18 protein-coding genes are annotated in these 19,235 nt (G+C 45.7%); 2 read left to right on the plus strand and 16 right to left on the minus strand.

Annotated features, from left to right (window positions below; all coding sequences use genetic code 11):
* Positions 1–267: 267 nt before the first annotated feature.
* The 6 genes from VST71_07850 to VST71_07875 all read right to left on the minus strand — a co-directional run bounded on the left by VST71_07850 (position 268) and on the right by VST71_07875 (position 4,449).
* Positions 268–549: a DUF2442 domain-containing protein gene (locus VST71_07850; GenBank protein ID MEC4685628.1), complete on the minus strand. Its 282-nt coding sequence runs from the start codon at positions 547–549 to the stop codon at positions 268–270.
* The gene (locus tag VST71_07855) at positions 533–769 is read right to left on the minus strand and encodes a DUF4160 domain-containing protein (GenBank protein ID MEC4685629.1); all 237 of its coding nucleotides are present in this window, start codon (positions 767–769) and stop codon (positions 533–535) included. Before VST71_07855 ends, VST71_07850 begins: the two co-directional genes overlap by 17 nt.
* 337 nt (positions 770–1,106) lie before the next feature.
* Complete coding sequence (locus VST71_07860; GenBank protein MEC4685630.1) at positions 1,107–1,358, minus strand: DUF2442 domain-containing protein; 252 nt, start codon at positions 1,356–1,358, stop codon at positions 1,107–1,109.
* Between the two features lie 11 nt (positions 1,359–1,369).
* Positions 1,370–1,636: a DUF4160 domain-containing protein gene (locus VST71_07865; protein ID MEC4685631.1), complete on the minus strand. Its 267-nt coding sequence runs from the start codon at positions 1,634–1,636 to the stop codon at positions 1,370–1,372.
* A gap of 528 nt (positions 1,637–2,164) precedes the next feature.
* Entirely contained in the window at positions 2,165–2,872 is a 708-nt protein-coding gene (locus VST71_07870; protein MEC4685632.1) for a gamma-glutamyl-gamma-aminobutyrate hydrolase family protein, read from the minus strand.
* Between the two features lie 14 nt (positions 2,873–2,886).
* Positions 2,887–4,449 (minus strand): D-aminoacylase, encoded by a 1,563-nt coding sequence (locus VST71_07875; protein MEC4685633.1) that lies wholly within the window; start codon positions 4,447–4,449, stop codon positions 2,887–2,889.
* Between the two features lie 220 nt (positions 4,450–4,669).
* Here VST71_07875 and VST71_07880 point away from each other — a divergent pair, with 220 nt between their 5' ends.
* Positions 4,670–5,470, plus strand: coding sequence for an N-acetylmuramoyl-L-alanine amidase-like domain-containing protein (locus VST71_07880; protein ID MEC4685634.1), 801 nt, complete (start codon positions 4,670–4,672; stop codon positions 5,468–5,470).
* Positions 5,471–5,529: 59 nt separating this feature from the next.
* On the plus strand, positions 5,530–6,408 hold the full coding sequence (locus tag VST71_07885) for a deoxyribonuclease IV (protein ID MEC4685635.1): 879 nt from the start codon (positions 5,530–5,532) through the stop codon (positions 6,406–6,408).
* Here the strand turns inward: VST71_07885 and VST71_07890 are convergent.
* The 10 genes from VST71_07890 to VST71_07935 form a co-directional block, all read right to left on the minus strand.
* Positions 6,372–6,854, minus strand: coding sequence for a hypothetical protein (locus VST71_07890; protein MEC4685636.1), 483 nt, complete (start codon positions 6,852–6,854; stop codon positions 6,372–6,374). The two genes, VST71_07885 and VST71_07890, sit on opposite strands and share 37 nt — an antisense overlap.
* A 358-nt stretch (positions 6,855–7,212) precedes the next feature.
* Complete coding sequence (locus VST71_07895) at positions 7,213–9,246, minus strand: sodium-translocating pyrophosphatase (protein ID MEC4685637.1); 2,034 nt, start codon at positions 9,244–9,246, stop codon at positions 7,213–7,215.
* A gap of 183 nt (positions 9,247–9,429) precedes the next feature.
* A complete protein-coding gene (locus tag VST71_07900; protein MEC4685638.1) occupies positions 9,430–9,870 on the minus strand; it encodes a CBS domain-containing protein in 441 nt (146 codons plus the stop codon).
* A complete protein-coding gene (qmoC, locus tag VST71_07905) occupies positions 9,867–10,985 on the minus strand; it encodes a quinone-interacting membrane-bound oxidoreductase complex subunit QmoC (protein ID MEC4685639.1) in 1,119 nt (372 codons plus the stop codon). The genes VST71_07900 and qmoC overlap by 4 nt, the downstream gene beginning before the upstream one ends.
* 47 nt (positions 10,986–11,032) lie before the next feature.
* Positions 11,033–13,261, minus strand: a complete 2,229-nt coding sequence (locus tag VST71_07910; protein ID MEC4685640.1) for an FAD-dependent oxidoreductase — start codon at positions 13,259–13,261, stop codon at positions 11,033–11,035.
* A 6-nt stretch (positions 13,262–13,267) separates the two neighbouring features.
* Positions 13,268–14,521 carry a CoB--CoM heterodisulfide reductase iron-sulfur subunit A family protein gene (locus VST71_07915; protein MEC4685641.1) on the minus strand — a complete coding sequence of 418 codons (1,254 nt, stop codon included), beginning with the start codon at positions 14,519–14,521 and terminating at the stop codon, positions 13,268–13,270.
* A gap of 129 nt (positions 14,522–14,650) precedes the next feature.
* The gene (gene aprA / locus VST71_07920) at positions 14,651–16,654 is read right to left on the minus strand and encodes an adenylyl-sulfate reductase subunit alpha (GenBank protein MEC4685642.1); all 2,004 of its coding nucleotides are present in this window, start codon (positions 16,652–16,654) and stop codon (positions 14,651–14,653) included.
* Positions 16,655–16,671: 17 nt separating this feature from the next.
* Positions 16,672–17,109: an adenylyl-sulfate reductase subunit beta gene (gene aprB, locus VST71_07925; GenBank protein ID MEC4685643.1), complete on the minus strand. Its 438-nt coding sequence runs from the start codon at positions 17,107–17,109 to the stop codon at positions 16,672–16,674.
* A gap of 136 nt (positions 17,110–17,245) precedes the next feature.
* Positions 17,246–18,460, minus strand: coding sequence for a sulfate adenylyltransferase (gene sat, locus VST71_07930; GenBank protein ID MEC4685644.1), 1,215 nt, complete (start codon positions 18,458–18,460; stop codon positions 17,246–17,248).
* 78 nt (positions 18,461–18,538) lie between these two features.
* The gene (locus VST71_07935) at positions 18,539–19,183 is read right to left on the minus strand and encodes an adenylate kinase (protein ID MEC4685645.1); all 645 of its coding nucleotides are present in this window, start codon (positions 19,181–19,183) and stop codon (positions 18,539–18,541) included.
* Positions 19,184–19,235: the final 52 nt, after the last annotated feature.

A 19,235-nucleotide genomic window follows, 5' to 3' on the forward strand; every position in this document is an offset into this window, starting at 1 on the left:
CCTCCTGTTTAAGATTTTGTTTGGGTTAGCGCCTATATCTTAACAGGAGGTTTCTTTTTCTTAATAGCTATTAATTTCCTATCTCCTATACTAAAATGGGAGAGTCTAACCTGTCCCATTTTTAGTATATAACGTTGTTACTTACTATGCATAACTTATATGCATTATTAAATCCCCCTTCGATATAGAAGTCAGGGACATCCTTGCACACTATGCATAATTTATACATTAGTAAGTTCCGCCTCATTCATCACCGCTGGTTCGATTTCACTGCACTGACTTGTTAGACTTTTTTGGTCTTGGGGCAGGTGTACCGTACAACATTCCCTCAGCACTTATATCCTCATCAATATCAGGCCAACGTATCCCCTCACCATCTCCGATAATTTCATAATGTGCCCGCTGCTCAGGTGTAGCCTCTGATAATCTCCATGACCATGCAAGAGGAACGCTAATTGTTCGTCCATCAACAAGATATGCTGTAATTGAGTCGTCAGTAACGTCCACATCTTTAATTTTAATTTCCTGGAGCTTAACCACAGTGTTCATACCATGCCTCCGTTATTATGTCTCTCTTGTTATAAATAATCTCTCGAATAGCATTCAACTCCTTCGGTGAAAATCCGCTATTCTTAGATAAAGCAATCGGCTCTAACCAAAACTTACAAGTCATATTTTCTCTTTGAATATGTATATGTTTCGGTTCATTGCAATCAAAACTATAAAAGTAAAATCTATATGGGCCCTCAATATTTTTTATTGTTGGCATATAGCTAATTATCGGGGAATTGTATGAGTTTTGTCAAAATAAATCTTCTTTTTAATCAGCATACCAAAGCTGCAATCAGGCAAGTGAACCACTATCTGCTCGTATTATTCTTTAAAGCATAACCGTTATTATACTTATTATACACTTTTCCGTATAATACCAAACTCACCACAAAAAATATCAAACCATAAAAGTCAACGGGCGGTAGGGGCAACGGATTTGTCATGCTTTCTAAGCACTTACCATATTTTAGTAGTTGCATATCACCCGTTTTGTAATGATAATCAGAAAACTGGATTCTCAGCAGCGGCTATTATCCGTCCGCAGGAATGAGTTGTTATGGAGAAACTTTTTCTATCTCTTTGCTGTGTTCATATAAAAATTCAGGATCTAAATCTACATGATTGTCCCATTCTATTGCGTCAAAATTAACCCTTACCGTTTTAAATTTATTGGGGTCTTTTAACTCTGAAAACTTTCCCAAAGACAAATATGGCTTTAAATCAAATATCCTCTCTTCTTCATTTTCAAATTCTAATAGAACTTCATATCCATCTAAAGCCTTTACTGATTTAATTCCAATATACATAATTACCTCCCTTATTTAAGGGGTTCAATTTTAAAAGGTAACTCGCCTTTTGATGCCAGTTTCCAGTTTGCAATAAGCTCATCTTTATGAAGCTCTGACCATGCCAATACTAACCGCGTCTGTTTCTTTGGTAAATTGCCATCAATTAATTCACATTTTTGAATATCAAAAATAGCTTTATACTCCTGATAGTACGCGTGAAAATGTGGAGGATTATGTTCCCCTGGAGCACAATAGATTCTAATTATGATGCCGTAAAACATTGATATCGTTGGCATATATTCATTTTACCATAACAAGTTAGTAAGTAGTTTAACGTATAATACCAAAATCACTATTTAAACTTCCCCCTCCCCACTTAAGAGCTTGTTTTGCGTAAACCCTTGTTTGTCACACCAGAACTAAATTCAGGGCATTGTTTCAGGTTTGCCAAGGCAAATAGACTGCGTCTCGTAACTTATTGGTTTTAAGAGATTCTGAAATAAATTCAGAATGACATACTAATTAGAGTTTGTGTATAAATGTCTTTTTGTCGTCATGCCGGACTTGATCCGGTATCCGGAAAGCATTGAAAACACTGGATTCCGGCTTAAGAACTACCGGAATGACAGATAGAGAGACTGACTTTATACACAGACTCTAATTACATATGCAGGGATGAAATATTACAAAATATGTGATATAATATTTATGGTGAGCGGTGACTACTGGTCCAAGTAACCGGTTCGAGGTCTAAGGCCGGGGCGTCAGGACATGATCCTGATTATCAGGAGCGCCGACCTCAGTGTAGCACCGTCTCACCACCCTTATCCCCCTGCCCTTTTTATAAATGCCTCAAAAATCATCCGTGAGAGTTCACTGTCTCTATCCCGGCCACTGGTTTCATGCTTTAAAACCCTCTCCGGGTGCCATTGAACACCGACGAGGAAGGGATAGTCTTCCTTGTAAATACCCTCGATTATGCCATCCTCTGCCTCTGCAAAGGATTTCAGTCCATCCCCGAGGTTTGAGACTGCCTGGTGATGGAATGAATTGATGGTGAACTCTGAAGACCGAAGGTTTAAGACAGGGGCAAAGGAATCGATAATCTCAATAGTATGCAGACCGCTTCTGTGGTCGATGGCATTGTTAACCTGTAGTTCAATATCCTGATAAATCGTCCCTCCAAGGGCAACATTTACGAGCTGCATACCGTAGCAGATTGCAAGGACAGGCTTCCGTCTCTTTAAAATCTCCGTTAAAAGGCCAAGTTCAAAGTCCGTCCTTTCTTTTTTAACAAAATTAAACCTTTCAAGGGGCACTGATATCTCCTCTCTGAGATACTCAGGCAGCAGGTCATCTCCCCCTGACAGCAGAAGGCCGTCTATCATATTGGCAATCCGGCTGATATCATCCCTCACAGGTGCGATAATCAGGGGCAGACCTCCGGATGACGCAACGGCAGAGACATAATCCTGCCTGAGCTTAAAGGTCTCATTATCCATATCAGCAGTTATACCGATAACAGGCTTCATTTAAATAAAACACCTCATTTCAAAACCCTTCCGGAGACGGTTCCCGTCAGCTCACAATCCCTCAAAGCCAACGCACCATTGACAAATACATGGACAACGCCTTCCGGTCTTTTGTAAGGCTCTTTAAACGTGGCCCTGTCAATAATTCTATCATAATCGAATACGGCTATATCCGCATAATACCCCTCTTTTATGAGTCCCCTGTTCTTGAGTCCAAAAGTCTCGGCAGGAAGGGATGTTATCTTTTTTATTGCATCCGGCAGGCCCATAAGCCCTTCGTCCCTCACATACCTGCCGATGAACCTCGGAAATGTGCCAAAACCCCTGGGGTGTGGTTTTCCAATGCGGGTTGGCCCTGACAAAGACCTGACAGAGCTGTCTGACCCTATCATTGTATATGGAAGACAGAGGAATTGCCTGAGGTTGTCCTCATTCATGGAAAAGAATATCGCCCCTACCCTCGCCTCTTCCTCTATAACAAGATCGATCAGGACATCCACAGGCTTTTCCCCCAGCTTTAAAGAGATATCAAGGATATTTTCGCCCTCCATCCACCTGTTTTCATCTCTTGTAACTGATGAGATATAAACACCACCCCAGTAGTCATCTCCCTTTTGCCCAATCTCCGACTTTATCCTTGCCACCATTTCAGGGTCCCTCAGACACCTCAGCTCATCATCCACTCCGCCCTCATAGACCCATGAAGGCAATATTGTATCAAGGTCAGTGCCGGCTGCAACGTAGGGATAACGGTCACAGGTCAGACTGATCCCCTTACCCCTGACACTATCCATTAACTCAACAACCTGCTCTATCTTCCACCAGTTATGCCTGCCTGCTGTCTTTATGTGTGATATATGGACTTTAACCTGAGCCTCTCTTGCAATCCTGATAACCTCTTCAATGGACTCCAAAAGGGCGTCACCTTCACTCCTCATGTGGGATGTATAGATTCCGCAAGGGTTTTCAGATGATAAAACCCTTGAAAGCTCCGCAGTATCGGAATAAACGCCGGGCGGATATATAAGCCCTGTTGATAGCCCGATTGCACCGTCTCTTATGGCATCCGACAGCAGTCTTTTCATTGCGGACAGGGCGTTTTCGTCAGGGGGATTGCTCTTATAACCCATTACTGATGCCCGGATGTTTCCGTGGCCGCAGAGTGTTGCAAAGTTTATTGCAATGCCCCTGCTTTTGAGGATAGCGAAATATTCGCTGAACGAGGACCACCTCTCCTCAATGCCCAGCTCCATTAAATCCTGCTCCCTCCGCTCAGCTGCCTCACCATATAGCGGAGCTGCAGACAGGCCGCAGTTGCCGTTTATCTCAGTGGTTACCCCCTGGAAAAGCTTACCCTCCGCCCTTCCGTCAGCCAGAATTGTAAATTCCGAGTGTGCATGGCTGTCGATAAATCCCGGAGTTACTGTAAGCCCCGCTGCATCAAGCACTACCCTTGCATCAACCGCATCCCTGCCGATATAGACTATCCTGTCTCCCTCTATCCCGACATTTGTCTCTATCGGCTCCATTCCGCTGCCGTCAATAACAACGCCGTTTTTTATGAGACAATCAATCATGTTTTTATCCTTTCACAAAGAGGCATGTTATAAACCCTATTTTACACCACAGCAACAGGATTTTTGGGTTCTTTCTCGTTTTAAGGGATAAAAAAACGTGCAGGATAGGTTAAAATATTAAAATAAAGGCTTCAAAAAAATAGATTCCGGCTTAAGAACTGCCGGAATGACAGATTTGGGAACCGGAATGACAGATTTGAAAGTGGAGCATTAAAACATATTGAAGACCGTCCTGGTAATAATAATACTTCTGACATCATTGACAAGCATCCATACAACTGCTGCTGCCGGGGAGGATGAGCGTATACTCCTGGGCAGGTGGACGCAGGATGAACTGGGCCGCATTATAAGTGAAGCATCTGAAATCAGGGATGTTGGCAAACGCATAGACTTCCTTTCCGGACGGTTTCTGGGCGTGAAATATCAAGCGTCAACATTAATTGGAGATATGAACACACCGGAGGTCTTTGTTATAGATCTGCAGGGGGTCGATTGCTTTACATATCTTGATTACATTGAGGCGATGAGGCTGTCAAGGTCCTTTTCTGAATTTAAGGAAAACTTAAAAAGAGTGAGATACCGGTCGGGAAAAGTTGCATTTGAAAACAGGAACCATTTTTTTACTGACTGGAGCGTCTTTAATTCAGCCTATGTTGATGATATCACCGGAAAGATCGGTGGTCTCAGGACAAAAAGCATCCGGAAAGTGCTGAATCTCAGGAAAGACGGGACTTATTTTCTGCCCGGAATTACACCCAGAGAGCGGGAGATTCAATATATCCCCTCAGACGCTATTGATGAAACCGTTATAAAGAGGCTCAGAACAGGGGATTACGTCGGGATTTATACCAAAATACAGGGGCTGGATGTCACGCATACGGGAATTATTATAAAAAAGCAGGGCAGGGTTTATCTGAGGCATGCCTCTTCAGCAAAGACCAAAAGGAAGGTGATTGAGCAGGATTTGATTGCATATATCTCAAAAACACCGGGCCTGATCGTGCTCAGACCTAAAGAGTGAAAACCCCTGTAAATAACAATAGGGGCCTGATTCAAAAGCGCGGGATGCGCAGGCTGGGAGTGCACACGTCCATTGCCAACGGCATTCACCTGTCTTTAAAGAGGGCCAAAGCCCTGTGTTGCAGCACTGTTCAGATATTTTCACATAATCCAAGAATCTGGGCCACAAAAAAGATAAATAATGAAGAGATTGAAAATTTCAGGGAACTAAAGACAGTCCTTGATATCAGACCTGTCTTTATCCATTCATCCTACCTTATAAACCTTGCCTCTCCGGACAGGGAGGTCAGAAAAAAGTCCATAAATCTGCTATCCCATGAAATACAGACTGCGCATCTGCTGAGGGCTGACTATATTGTGCTGCATCCGGGAAAGGCAGTGGGCCGGGATATTAAGGAGGCAATAGGCAGGGCATCAGAGGCCCTCTCCTTATCATATAAAAACACCGATGGAGGGGTGGGTATTTTACTTGAAAATACAGCAGGACAAAAGGGAGATATCTCATCTACCATACCCATGATCTCTGAAATTATTGAAAACACCCCTCCGGGATGTGTGCAGGGTTTATGTTTCGATACCTGCCACGCCTATGCTGCCAGATATGATATCACTAAAATGGAAGGGCTTGAGAGGCTGAAAGGGGAAATCATAAAGTATATATCTCCACTGAAGGTTGAACTCATACACCTTAATGACTCAAAAAAGGGATTTGCCTCAGGGGTGGACAGACATGAGCATATTGGTGAGGGAACCATCGGACTCTCGGGTCTTGAGCGGTTTCTCTCCTTCCCGTTCTTCAATGCAGTGCCCCTGATACTTGAGACCCCTAAAAAGTCTGATGACGACGACTGGAAAAACCTTGAAAAAGTGAGAGAGTTGCTCGGATGGGATGAAGCCGGGTGTCAGCCAAAGGTTGATGAAATCCATATCCCCACATAATGGGTCAGAACTATAACGATTGCAGCTATAGAGAGGTGCTCGGCAATTACCTTCACGGGATTAGTCTTCTGTGTCCTGGCCATGGCGTAACTGAGAAGACACAACGCCGATAACCCCCATGCCATGCTTACAAACACTGCCACCAGGAGATCGAAGAGCAAAACAGGAATAATAAATGTCAATGAGAAGAGAAACTTGGAAAAAAAAGTGGCCACTGTTGCCAGCCATATCTCTTTCACTGTATGTCTGTTTTCAGATTCCTCGGAGATATGAATACCCAGGGCGTCTGAAAAGGCGTCCGCTATGGCAATCGTTAAAATACCCCCGATAACAACAGGCTTTGAATGTGTACCTGAATACAATCCAACCATTAAGCCAAGTGTTGTAATAATGCTGGAGGTTAATCCAAAACTGAAACCTATGTTCAATGAGTGATTTTTAATCATATCTATATTGATGTTTGGAGATTCTGAATCAAGTTCAGAATGACAGATAATCAAGTTCAGAATGACAGATAACGACATACATTGTTTTTTTCTGTTTGTGTAACAAATGTTTAATCAGCTAAAACTCTGTATTTATTTGCCGGTTTACTAATATGGCTGTTTTTCAGTTAGAGATTGCTTCGCTCCGCTCGCAACGACAAAAATGGCCATTTTCAGACTTTTTATGGCTTCATCAAAGATACCTGCTTATTTAATTGTAACAGGTTACAGCACTGGATTGAAAATGGTTTGAACCTGAATTAAAAAAAGGGAGAAGCACGGGGCTTCTCCCTTTTTAGAATTACGATTCAAAACAGGACTATACAAGAAGTGGAGCAATAACAAGAGACACTATGGACATCAACTTGATAAGTATGTTCATTGAAGGACCTGAGGTATCCTTAAACGGATCACCCACTGTATCACCTACAACAGCGGCCATATGAACATCCGATCCCTTACCACCATAGTGGCCCTGCTCAATGTACTTCTTTGCATTATCCCATGCACCGCCGGCATTTGCCATCATCAGTGCAAGTAATACCCCTGTTACTGTTGCACCTGCCAGCATACCGCCAAGGGCCTTGGGTCCAAGAAGGAAACCAACAAGGACGGGAGCGAATATGGCAACCACCCCCGGCAGCACCATCTCCTTGAGGGCAGCTGAGGTACTTATATCAACACACCTCTTTGTATCTCCCTTAACTCCCTCTTTTCCTTCAAGAAGTCCGGGGATTTCCCTGAACTGACGCCTTATCTCTTCAACCATCTTCATGGCTGCCTTTCCCACAGAGGTCATTGTAAGGGCACCTATGAAGAAGGGGATAACGCCTCCGATGAGGAGACCTATGACCACAATAGGGTCGGTTAATACTATAATAAATTCCTTGCCGGTCTTTGCAGTTATAGACTGTGTGTATGCCGAGAAGAGGGCAAGTGCAGTGAGTGCTGCAGAACCTATCGCAAAACCCTTGCCGATTGCAGCTGTTGTGTTTCCGAGCGCATCAAGACTATCGGTAATCTTCCTTGTATCCTCACCGAGGCCTGCCATCTCCGAGATACCACCTGCATTGTCTGCAATGGGGCCGTAGGCATCAACACTCATGGTCACTCCAATCGTTCCAAGCATACCGACTGCAGCTATACCTATTCCATAGAGTCCTGCAATCTTGGAGGCTATAAAGATGATAACACATATAGCAAGAACCGGAAGTGCCGTACTCTCAAGACCTACAGCAAGACCTGTGATAATATTTGTTCCTGCACCTGTCTTGCTTGATTCAGCTATCTTTCTTATCGGAGATGCTGATGTGTAGTACTCTGTCAATAGTCCAATCGATATCCCTCCGAGTGAACCAACGAATATTGTCCAGAAGACCGCATTGCTCACTTCCATTGCCGAACAGGCAAAATAGGAGAAGACAAGGAAGAGGGCTGCAGCGATAAAGGTGGAATACCTCAGTGCCGCCGCCGGATTAAACTTCTCAAGCACCCTCATTGAGAATATGCCGATTAAGGATGCAATAAAACCCATAACAGCTATGGTGATCGGCAGGATCATCAGGGTAGAGCTGCTGCCAAGCTGTGCTATCTGGGAACCTGCCACTGCTGTAGCGCCAAGGGCTATTGTAGCAATGATTGAACCAACATAGGACTCAAAAAGGTCGGCGCCAAGGCCTGCAACGTCCCCGACATTATCACCTACATTGTCTGCAATAACACCAGGGTTGCGGGGATCATCCTCCGGAATTCCTGCCTCAATCTTTCCAACAAGGTCTGCACCAACATCAGCAGTCTTTGTATAAATACCCCCTCCAACACGCATAAAGAGGGCAATGGATGAGGCACCCATGGCAAATCCATTAATCTCATAAGCGTTTGCAGGTGTACCGTAGTTCAGATAAAAGAAGAACACACCTATGCCGATAAGGCCGATACTTGTTATGGAAAGACCCATCACGGCTCCACCGTTAAAGGCAACGGAAAGGGCCCTTGCTGCATCCGGCTTGTACCTGTTTGCTGCCTCGGCAGTCCTCACATTTGCCTTTGTTGCAGACATCATACCGAAATATCCTGCAACAACGGAACAGAGGGCCCCGCTGACATAGGCAATAGCAGTACCCGGCCCAAGGCTGGGAACAAACCAGACAAGTACGGCAATGGCTGCTACAACAAAAAAGAGGATTGAGTACTGCCTCTTCAGATAAACCATTGCCCCGGCATGTATCTCGTCGGCTATTTCAACCATCAGCCCGGAACCGGCCGGTTGACTCGCCACTCTCAGGTAAATAATCAAAGCGATTATTAAACCACCTGCGCCCAATATGGGCGCATAACTTGTAAATGCTTCCATTAAATATACCTCCTGTAAGATTTTTAATATATTCCGGCAAAATGCCTGTATTCAAAAATAATGCGTCACCCCCGCAAAAGCATGAGTCCGGAAATATGTGATATTACCGGATAGCTGCATTTGCGGAAATAACGGTTATAAAGTTATTTATGTCTTCCATTCCAGCTTAAAAACCGGTGATCACTAAACGTACTTATCTGAAATATATTCCTTGAGGAAATGTATCTCGGCATTGAGTTTCTTGACATGGGTCTTCACCACGTCCCTGATAGAGATGATTCCGGAAAGCTCACCCCTCTCCACGATCGGCATATGGCGTATGCCATTCTGTATCATTACAACCATCACATACTCCACTTCATCCTCAGGCTCTGCAACCAGAAGGTTCTCACTGTGCACCATTATATCCCTGACCTTCAGGTCTTTCATCTGGCATTCGGTACTGGCCACAATCTTGAGCACATCTCTTTCAGTAATCAGACCAACAAGTTTTGTGTCGTGCTCAACTATAAGGGCCCCGATATTTCTCTGCATCATCTTGGATGCAGCGTCGGTAATCGAAGACTCGGCTCCTACAGTAATTAATTCTCTACCCTTGTCATTTAAGATATCCTTGACTTTCATAATGTTATATCCCTCCCCGTCATCTTGGAATATGTTATTGCCAGGGTTCTATATCCCATATGAGCGAGTTTTGAATAAGGGAAATAGACAATCGTGTAAAAAACAAACAAAAGGTGAATGAAATACATGGGATATGCAAGGGAAGCAATCCCTGCCAGCCTGATAACTTCCGTCAGTATGCCGGTGATGGCAAGCAGGAGTATCATGACTACAAAGGTCCAGTCAAAGGACGAGCTCCTTGTATCAAAGCCCTTATCCTTTGTCCTGTTGAATATCAAGATCAGGACTCCGACAATAAGTGCAAGCGCACTCAGGTTGGCAAGCCATTTCATTGGATCCGTCAGTGGAATGGGAGAATGTATTTTGGGCACATAATAGTAGTAGGTTATCCATATTGTGGTTATCAGGAGGCCCAGGAATGCATAGAAGACAAGCATATGGCCGTTTTTGCGGTCTGCATTGACCTCGCACTTCTCAAATCTCTTGTGGGTCAGAATCTCTACTACTGTCTCTACAAGGGCCGGAACAAATCCCTTTGAATATGACAGGCCGTTCTGTTTGCTCATTTTTGTCCAGAAACCGTTCAGACTTATAAGGTAGCTGATACCGGTAAGGGCAACTGCAGACATAAAGATAATCTCAATGTAGCTGATCGGAAAGAATTTGGAATAGACTATCTTGTCGCCTTCCGGAATCCCGAGATGACCTGTTAATCCAAGCACGGCTAAAAAGAGTGCAAACGGAATCGCGAGTGCCACAAGTGTCTTCTTGGGATCGGTCACGACATTTCCCATGAAAGCCGGAACCGCGTTCTCCTTTATAACCTTCTGTCTCATTACACTGAGCACGTCCCCGGGCCTTGCACCCCTTGGACAGTATTTTGTACAGTCGTTACAGTTATGGCAAAGCCAGATATCGGGATCAGCTGCAAGTTCATCTTTCATTCCCCACTGGGCCATAACCATCTCCTTCCTGGGAAACGGTTTATTATCAGGAGACATGGGGCATACAACAGAACATGTTGCGCACTGATAACACTTTTTTAATGTATCACCACCGGCTTCCTTCAACTCCCTTACAAACTGAATATCCGGTGTTATTATATTGTCCGGCATATACAACCTCCCTTATTTAGTCATGGTCATTTACATATAACCTTTATTTAAAATCCTTTATATGGATTTGGTCCGAGTTCCTTCAGTCTCTCTGAGAATTTATCAAGTATCTCCGGAAGCTTATCCCATTCATTGATAGCAAGCTGCACCTGCTGAACCCGCTCTGCCTCAAGCATCAGCCTGTCAAGTGTCTCCTGGACCTTTCCCAACCTCTCATTCGCCACCTGACTTCCCTTGATAAAGTGACACTGGTAATCATCGCCATACTTGCATCCAATCAGCATAATACCGTCAATACCTTTTGAAAGAGCGTCTGCAATCCAGACAAGGTTTGTTCCGCCAAGACACCTGAGAGAAATAAACCTGAAATTAGGACTGTACTGTATCCTGTTCTGACCGGCAAGGTCGAGTGCAGGATAGGCATCATTCTCACAGATAAGCCCCAAAATGAACGGCTCCTCACTCTCGTCAGGCACATCAACCGATCTTATCATTGAAGATATCATGTCAATGCTGTAGTTCTTGAAATTAATGATCCTCTGCGGACAGGCCCCCATACAGGTACCACAGCGGCGACAGCGGTATGGATGTTCCTGAGGTGTGCCCTTTTCATCTTCGTCAAGGACACCGAATGGACATTCAACAGTACATCTGCGGCACTGAGTACACGACTCAAGCCTGAATTCAGGAAATGTCTGATCCCCCGACCTCGGATGCACGGCCTTGCCCTGAGAGGTAAGCTCGAGGCACTGTATCGCCTTAAGAGCAGCCCCGGCTGCATCAGCCGATGCCTGGAGTGCATCCATGGGATGCCTTACAGCCCCGGCAGCGTATATGCCCGTCCTCCTCGTCTCATATGGAAAACAGATAAAGTGGGAATCCGGAAAGCCGTACTTGAGATGCGGCATCTCAGGGCCCTGCCTGTAGGAAAGATTCAGCGAAATAGGAACGGGCTCAAGCTCCTCGGTCACACCGTCCGTTGTCTCCTTTTTCGTAATAGTTCCTATGTATTCAGGGGTCAGATTGTTGACCTCGTAATCCTCGGGGATCATGTTTGTCAGCATGCCGGTGGCAAGAACAACTATGTCAGCCTTTATCCTGACTGTCTTGCCAAGCAGGAGATTGTTTACCTCAACAAGCAGACTGCCGTCCGCTTCCTCTTCGATACCAAGTATCTCTCCCTTTGCAAGGAATATCCCTTCATCATCCTGGGCTGCCTTGTAGAAGTTTTCATATAATCCGGGTGTCCTCATATCCTTGTAGATAATGTAGGCACCGGCATCCGGATTAGACTCCCGTACGTACATGGCCTGCTTTAGAGAGACATTACAGCAGACACTTGAACAATAAGGCACATGGGCCTCATCCCTCTGCCCTGCACACTGCACAAAGACAACACTCTGAGCCGGCTTGCCGTCTGATGGTCTTGCTATCTTGCCATTCAGGGCTATCTCTTCCATCTCAACATTGGTAACAACATTCTTGAATTTTCCATAACCAAGATTGTCAAGCTTCGATGCATCATAAGGCTTCCAACCTATTGCATAAACAATTGCACCAATGGTGAACGTCTCTTCAGAGCCGCCCTTATCTACGGTAACATCGTACATCCCCGGCTCTCCGGCTATATTTTTAATAGTTGTAGATGTATATATCTTTATATTTTCGTTATCATTCGCTGCCGCTATCTTTGAATCAATACCGGGTTTCTCGAGTTCTGTAAAAGGTGCTTTTGTCGGAAGGACCTTGTACATCTTTTTTGACCAGCCGCCAAGTTCAGCCTCTTTTTCAACAAGCACTACCTGACTGCCTGCCTTTGCAGCCTCAATGGCAGCAGTCAAACCTGTCACACCGCCACCCACAACGAGAATGGTCCTGTTAAGGTCGGTAATCTTCGGCTCAGGCGGCGCAGACTTACTGGCCCTTGTTATCCCGAGGCTGAGATAATCCTCTGCCATTGCCTGGGTCTCCTCTGTATTCGGAGGATGAGACCATACAACGTGTTCTCTCAGATTAACCCTCTCCGTTACATATTTTAAGGGATCATAGTCAAACACATCATAATTGACCCTCTGGGAACAGGCCGCAACAACAATCTTGTTAACCCCTTCATTGTTAATGTCATCCCTGATAATCTGGGCACCTTCCTGACTGCAGAGAAATGGATGTGTCCTGCATATCTGGGCCTTTGCAATCTTCTGAAGATTCTCTATATTCAGCGATTCACCAATACCACAATCTGTACAGATATATATTCCCAACTTGCTTTCACTCATAAATCTCTACCTCCTCACCAGACTTTGTATACTCTTTAAAGCAGCCCCGGTGGCACTCTGCACCGAAGTAGTGACATCATTAGGCCTACCGGCAACTCCCGCAACATAAATACCTGCTGCCTGGCCTTCCGATATTGCAAAACTGCTCTCTTCCGTCTTTATCGTTGATACAAGGCCATTGTTTTTCAGAGCTGATTCCATCCCGGCAGCCAGCACCACCATATCCACCTTCTGGTGTACCTTGCCACCACCAACTATATCCTCTGCCGTAACGATCGCCCCTCCGTCACCATCCTCTTCAATCTTGGCAACCTTGCCCTTTATCATCTCTATATTCTCATCCGACTGTATCTTTCTCAGGAAATCCTCATACTTGCCGGGAGTCCTGAGGTCTATATAAAAGATGTATACTTTTGATTCAGGATTCTTCTCCCTGATATATGTAGCCTGTTTCATGGATGCCATGCAACATACTGCGGAACAGTAGGGGAGGTGATTTTCATCCCTTGATCCGGCACACTGTACAAAGGCGATACTCTGCACATCCTTTCCATCGGAAGGCCTCTGGATCTTGCCCTTTGTCGGCCCGTTCGGTGCAGACAGCCTTTCCATCATCATATTCGTAATGACATTCTTTATCTTGCCGAATCCAAGGTTCTCCATCTTTGTTGCATCATAGGGATTCCAGCCGGTGGCCGTGACTATACTGCCTACATTGAGCTCAACTGTCGAGGGCTTCATGTCAAGGTCTATGGCGCCGTACTTGCAAACCTTAACGCACTCGGAGCATGCCGACCCCTTACAGGCCTGTTCGTCAATCACATGCCTCATCGGAAATGCCATGTCATGCGGACGGTATATAGCCTTTGTTTTATCCATGCCGAAGTTATAGTCATTCGACCTCTCTGCAGGGCAGGCCTCAACACACTTGTCGCAAGCAGTGCACTTCTCGTTGACATACCTCGAATTGACCTTTATACTGACATTAAAATCTCCTTCGCTGCCGCTTATGCTCTCAACCTCGGAGAGGGTATAAAACTTTACTTTCGGATTCTGCTTGATACGCCTGAAGTTTATCTCCAGACCGCAATAGGGTGGACACAGTTTCGGAAAATACTTGAATAACTGGGCAACCCTTCCGCCAAGATAAGGATTCTTCTCGACAATCGTTGCGTCATATCCGGCCTCAGCAGCTTCAATAGCAGTGGTTATACCGCTTATTCCGCCACCGATTATAAGAATACTCTTTTGATCTCCCATATTTATCCTCCGTTTACTTTGAAAATTCAAGCTTTCAGACTGTTAGAGAAACAATCTGAAAACTTGAACTCTCAAAGCAGGAATTATTTGGATGGACAGGGATAAACACCCTGCCCATCCAAATATGAATTAGTCTACCAGCTGAACGTATGGGACCTTTTTGACTTCCCACTCGCCTGTATCAACATCGTACCTGGAATTCACAAAACACTTCCAGTTGTCATCGTCAATAAAATCGTGATCTCCCCTGTAATAATAACCAGGATACCTCGACTCCTCCCTGAAGAGAATATGACGTGCATGGGCTTCAACTGAAAGGATCCTGTGGTAATTCTCCCAGCATCTCATCAGCTCATGGAGGTCGGCAGCGGCCATCTTGGCAGCGTCCTCTTTAAGCACCTGGAGCTTCCTGAGACCTTCTTCAAGCATGGCCTTGGAAGTCATATACCAGGTGGAGCAACCACCAAAGTACTCGTCGGCAATCTTCTGGAGCCTTGCCTGGAGCATCTTTGGTTTGATGTAGTTGGGGTTCATTGCAGGATCGGTTGTGGCATTCTTGTACTTCTCGAATACCTCGTAAGGGAGATAGATATCAGAAGCAATCTCGTCAACGTTCTGTTTCAGAGTTGGAACGTAATCCTTGTTGTCAAGGATGAATGCAGTGGCATTCTTTGCCGCAATCCTTCCCTCTGCATGGGAGCCTGAGGAGAACTTGTGACCTGATGCGCCACAGATGTCACCCATCATAAAGAGTCCGTCAACGGTTGACATCCTGTTGTATCCCCAGTTCCACTCGGCAGGTGCGCCCAAATCATCCGGGCCGCTTACCCAGAAACCTGCACAACCGGCATGAGAGCCGAGGAGATATGGCTCAGTAGGCATAATCTCGGAAGGGGTCTTGTCCGGCTCGACATTCTCACAAGCCCAGAGTCCGGCCTGACCGATACACATGTCAAGGAAGTCCTCCCATGCCTCAGCCTCAAGATGTTTGATCTTCTTCTTGGCCTCTTTTTCACCAAGTTTCTCAACAAATTCCTTGTTGATGGCCTGCATTGCTTCATGGGTCCTCATGATGATCGGCCCTTTGCCCAGTTTCATATCTCTCATCATCAGATGGTTCCTGATGGCGGTACCCATCTTGTCGACATAGCTACCGTACTTGGTCCTTGCCTCTGCAAGGGCCTCTTCATTTGCACAGTAGTCTTCACCAAGGCTATTGGTTGCCTTTGCCTTGAAGAAGAGGAACCATGCGCCGACAGGACCATAGCCGTCCTTGAATCGTGCAGGGACAAACCTGTTCTCCATCATCGTCAGCTCAGCGCCAACCTGCATGCCGAGGGCATAACCTGAACCGGCGTTCCATACAGGATACCATGCCCTGCCCTTACCTTCTTCAGATGACCTTGGCTTGAAGACGTTAACCGCTCCACCGGCACCAAGGCACATTGCTTTAGCCTTAAAGAGATAGATCTTGTTTTCTCTCACGCTGAAACCGGCTGCTGCTGCAACCCTGTTCTCAACATTGGCATCCTTAAAGAGCTTGACTATAAATACCCTTTCAAAATGGTTCTCTTCCATTCCGGTTGCCTTCCTGTTAATCTCAAGGGCCTTCTTTGCAGCCTCTGCAACGATAACCTTGTAGGACTCACCGTTGATCATGATCTGCCATCTTCCGGACCTGACAGGTGTTCCACCGTCCTTCAGCATCGCCTTGCCGGCATCCTTTGCCTGAAAACCGTCAAGAGAAAAACCGTCATCACCCTTCTTCCAGATTGGGAGTCCCCACTCCTCAAAAAGGTGGACTGAATCGTCAACATGCCTTCCAAGGTCATAAACCAGGTCTTCCCTGATTATGCCCATAAGGTCGCTCCTGACATACCTGACATAGTCTGCAGGGTCATTCTCGCCCATATAGGTGTTGATAGCTGAGAGACCCATGGCAACAGCGCCGCTTCTGTCGGTTGCAGCCTTGTCGATCATGGTTATCCTGATCCCCTGAGGAGTTGCCCAGCGTGCAGCCTCATAAACAGCACCACAAGCGGACATACCACCACCGATAACGAGGAGATCGGTCTCAATCTCGACAACCTCAGGCTTCTCGCAATATGAAAATGTACATGTTTCTTTTTCCATGTTTAAGCCTCCTTAAATTACTTTATTGTGGGCAATGTTACGCCCGCACCCTGCTGGGTAAAATGTCCGGGCTCCTTGATTTTTGAAAGATCAGCCTCAGGTTTCCCTGCATAAGGATCAACGGAACCCTCCGCAGTTGTCCTGATTGGGAACTTGAATCTCTTCAGTGTACCGTTTCTGAACTTGACCGTCCACATAATAGCATCGGTACCCCTGAGAGGAATAACATTTCCACCAAGGGGATTGAAATCCTGATACCCCCTGATCTCGATGCCCTGCTGAGGACAGATCTTAACACAGTTGTAACACTCCCAGCACTGATCAGGCTCCTGATTCCATGCCTTCATCCTGTCACGATCAAGCTTCATCAGGTCATTGGGACAGATGTACATACATGCTGTCCTTTCCTGCCCTTTGCAGCCGTCGCACTTCTCAGTAATCACATAACTTGGCATACTGAATACCTCCTCACATTAGATTTAGGTTTTACTGCAAACAACAAAAAAATCGAGGTCCTCAACACCTCCCTTCACTTAATATTGGTGATTGACGAGTATAATTTTTCAATTGTCAATCGTAAATCATCAATCCTTATGCTCCCTCTGCGTACTTGTGCATCTTTATCTCAACCTTCTCTGAAAGCCCCTGATAGTACTCGCTCAGTATTTTCAGGACCACCGGACGGCTGAACTTGTCTGAAACCTCTTCACCCTCTGAAAGCATCTTCCTCAGCTTTGTACCGCTCAGTATCAGCCTGTCTTCCTTGCTGTGGGGGCATGTCTTCATTGAGGCCATGCCGTCACACTTGTAACAATAGAATGTCCAGTCGATCTTGAGGGGCTTTGTCTCAAGGGCATCCTCGGGTATCTCATCGAATATCTTCTGTGCATCAAAAGGCCCGTAGTAGTCACCCACACCGGCATGGTCACGGCCGACTATCAGGTGGCTGCAGCCGAAGTTCTGCCTGAAGAGTGCATGAAGAAGCGCTTCTCTCGGTCCTGCATATCTCATATCCAGAGGATAACCGCCGACTGTTATCGTGTCCTTGACATAGTAATTTTCAATAAGGGCATCTATTGCGCTCTGCCTGACATCTGCAGGGATATCCCCGGCCTTTAGCTTTCCGAGAAGCATATGGATATAGACACCGTCACATATCTCTATGGCGATCTTTGTCAGGTACTCATGGGAGCGGTGCATCGGGTTGCGGGTCTGGAAGGCTGCAACAGTTGACCATCCCTTATCCTCAAAATTCTTCCTGGACTCCTCGGGCCTCATGTAAACACCCTTGTATTCTTCAGGGAATCTTCCCTCACTCAGCACCTTGACCGGTCCGGCAAGGTTTACCTCTCCCTGTGCCATAACCTTGGCAACACCCGGATGCTCGATATCATCAGTTCCAAATACCTTTTTGCACTCATGCACCTTGTCTATGGTGTATTTCTCCTTTACCGTCATTGTGGCCATCATCTCACCGGACTCTTCATCTACCAGGGCAACATCCTCTCCAATCTTGATACTGTCTGCATTGCCCTTTGTGGTGGAAAGCGTGATAGGGATTGGCCAGAAGGTTCCGTCCGTCATCTTGTATTCATCACATATGCCCTTCCAGTCTTCATATCCCATAAAGCCTTCAATAGGGGTAAAACCGCCTATCCCCATCATTATTAGATCGCCCGTCTCCCTTGAGGTCATCCTCACATCGGTAAGGGTCTTGGCTCTTTCTTTCTCTTCTTTCAGCTCATCACCCTCAAGCAGCAGGGGCTTAAGCTTTTTCTCTTTACCATGTGGATTTACCAGTGCCATAAAATCCTCCTTAGTTATTTAGTCATTGTCATACAAATACGGAAACCATTCAACAGTCTCCGCACTTACACTTTTCCCCTATTCACCAAGGATAGAGCAGATATTGGCAAAGATTTCGTCAATATCTCCTGTACCCTCAACTGTCTTCAAGATACCTTTATTCTTATAGTATTCAATAAGGGGAGCTGTCTGGGCCTCGTAAACTTCAAGTCTCCTGCGGATGGTCTCCTCCTTATCATCATCCCTCTGATAGAGTTCTCCACCACATTTATCGCATACACCTTCTTTCTGTGGGGGTGAAAAATAGATATTGTACATCTGACCACACTGCCTGCAGGTTCTCCTTCCGGTGAGTCTCTTCATCAGGATATCCATGTCAACATCTACACAGAGGGCAACCTGAAGGGGAATGTTTGTCTCTTCCAGAACCTTGTCAAGCACTTCCGCCTGAGCAGTATTGCGCGGGAACCCGTCAAGGATAAAACCCTTTTTGCAGTCATCCCGGGTAAGTCTTTCCTTGACAAGACCGATTACTACCGAGTCAGGAACAAGCTCTCCCTTGTCCATATAGGCTTTTGCTTCTTTTCCGAGGGGGGTGCCGTCTGCAACGGCCTTTCTGAGGATATCTCCTGTGGAGATCTGGGGGATGCCGTACTTCTCAACAAGCTTCTTGGCCTGCGTCCCCTTCCCTGCTCCAGGTGCACCAAGCAGTACTATTCTCATTAAAATACCTCCTATTGTATAGATTTTTGGTTTATGTATTAGCTCAGGAAAC

It is taken from the genome of Nitrospirota bacterium (genome assembly GCA_035873375.1).
In the GTDB taxonomy this organism is placed as follows: domain Bacteria; phylum Nitrospirota; class Thermodesulfovibrionia; order Thermodesulfovibrionales; family JdFR-85; genus BMS3Bbin07.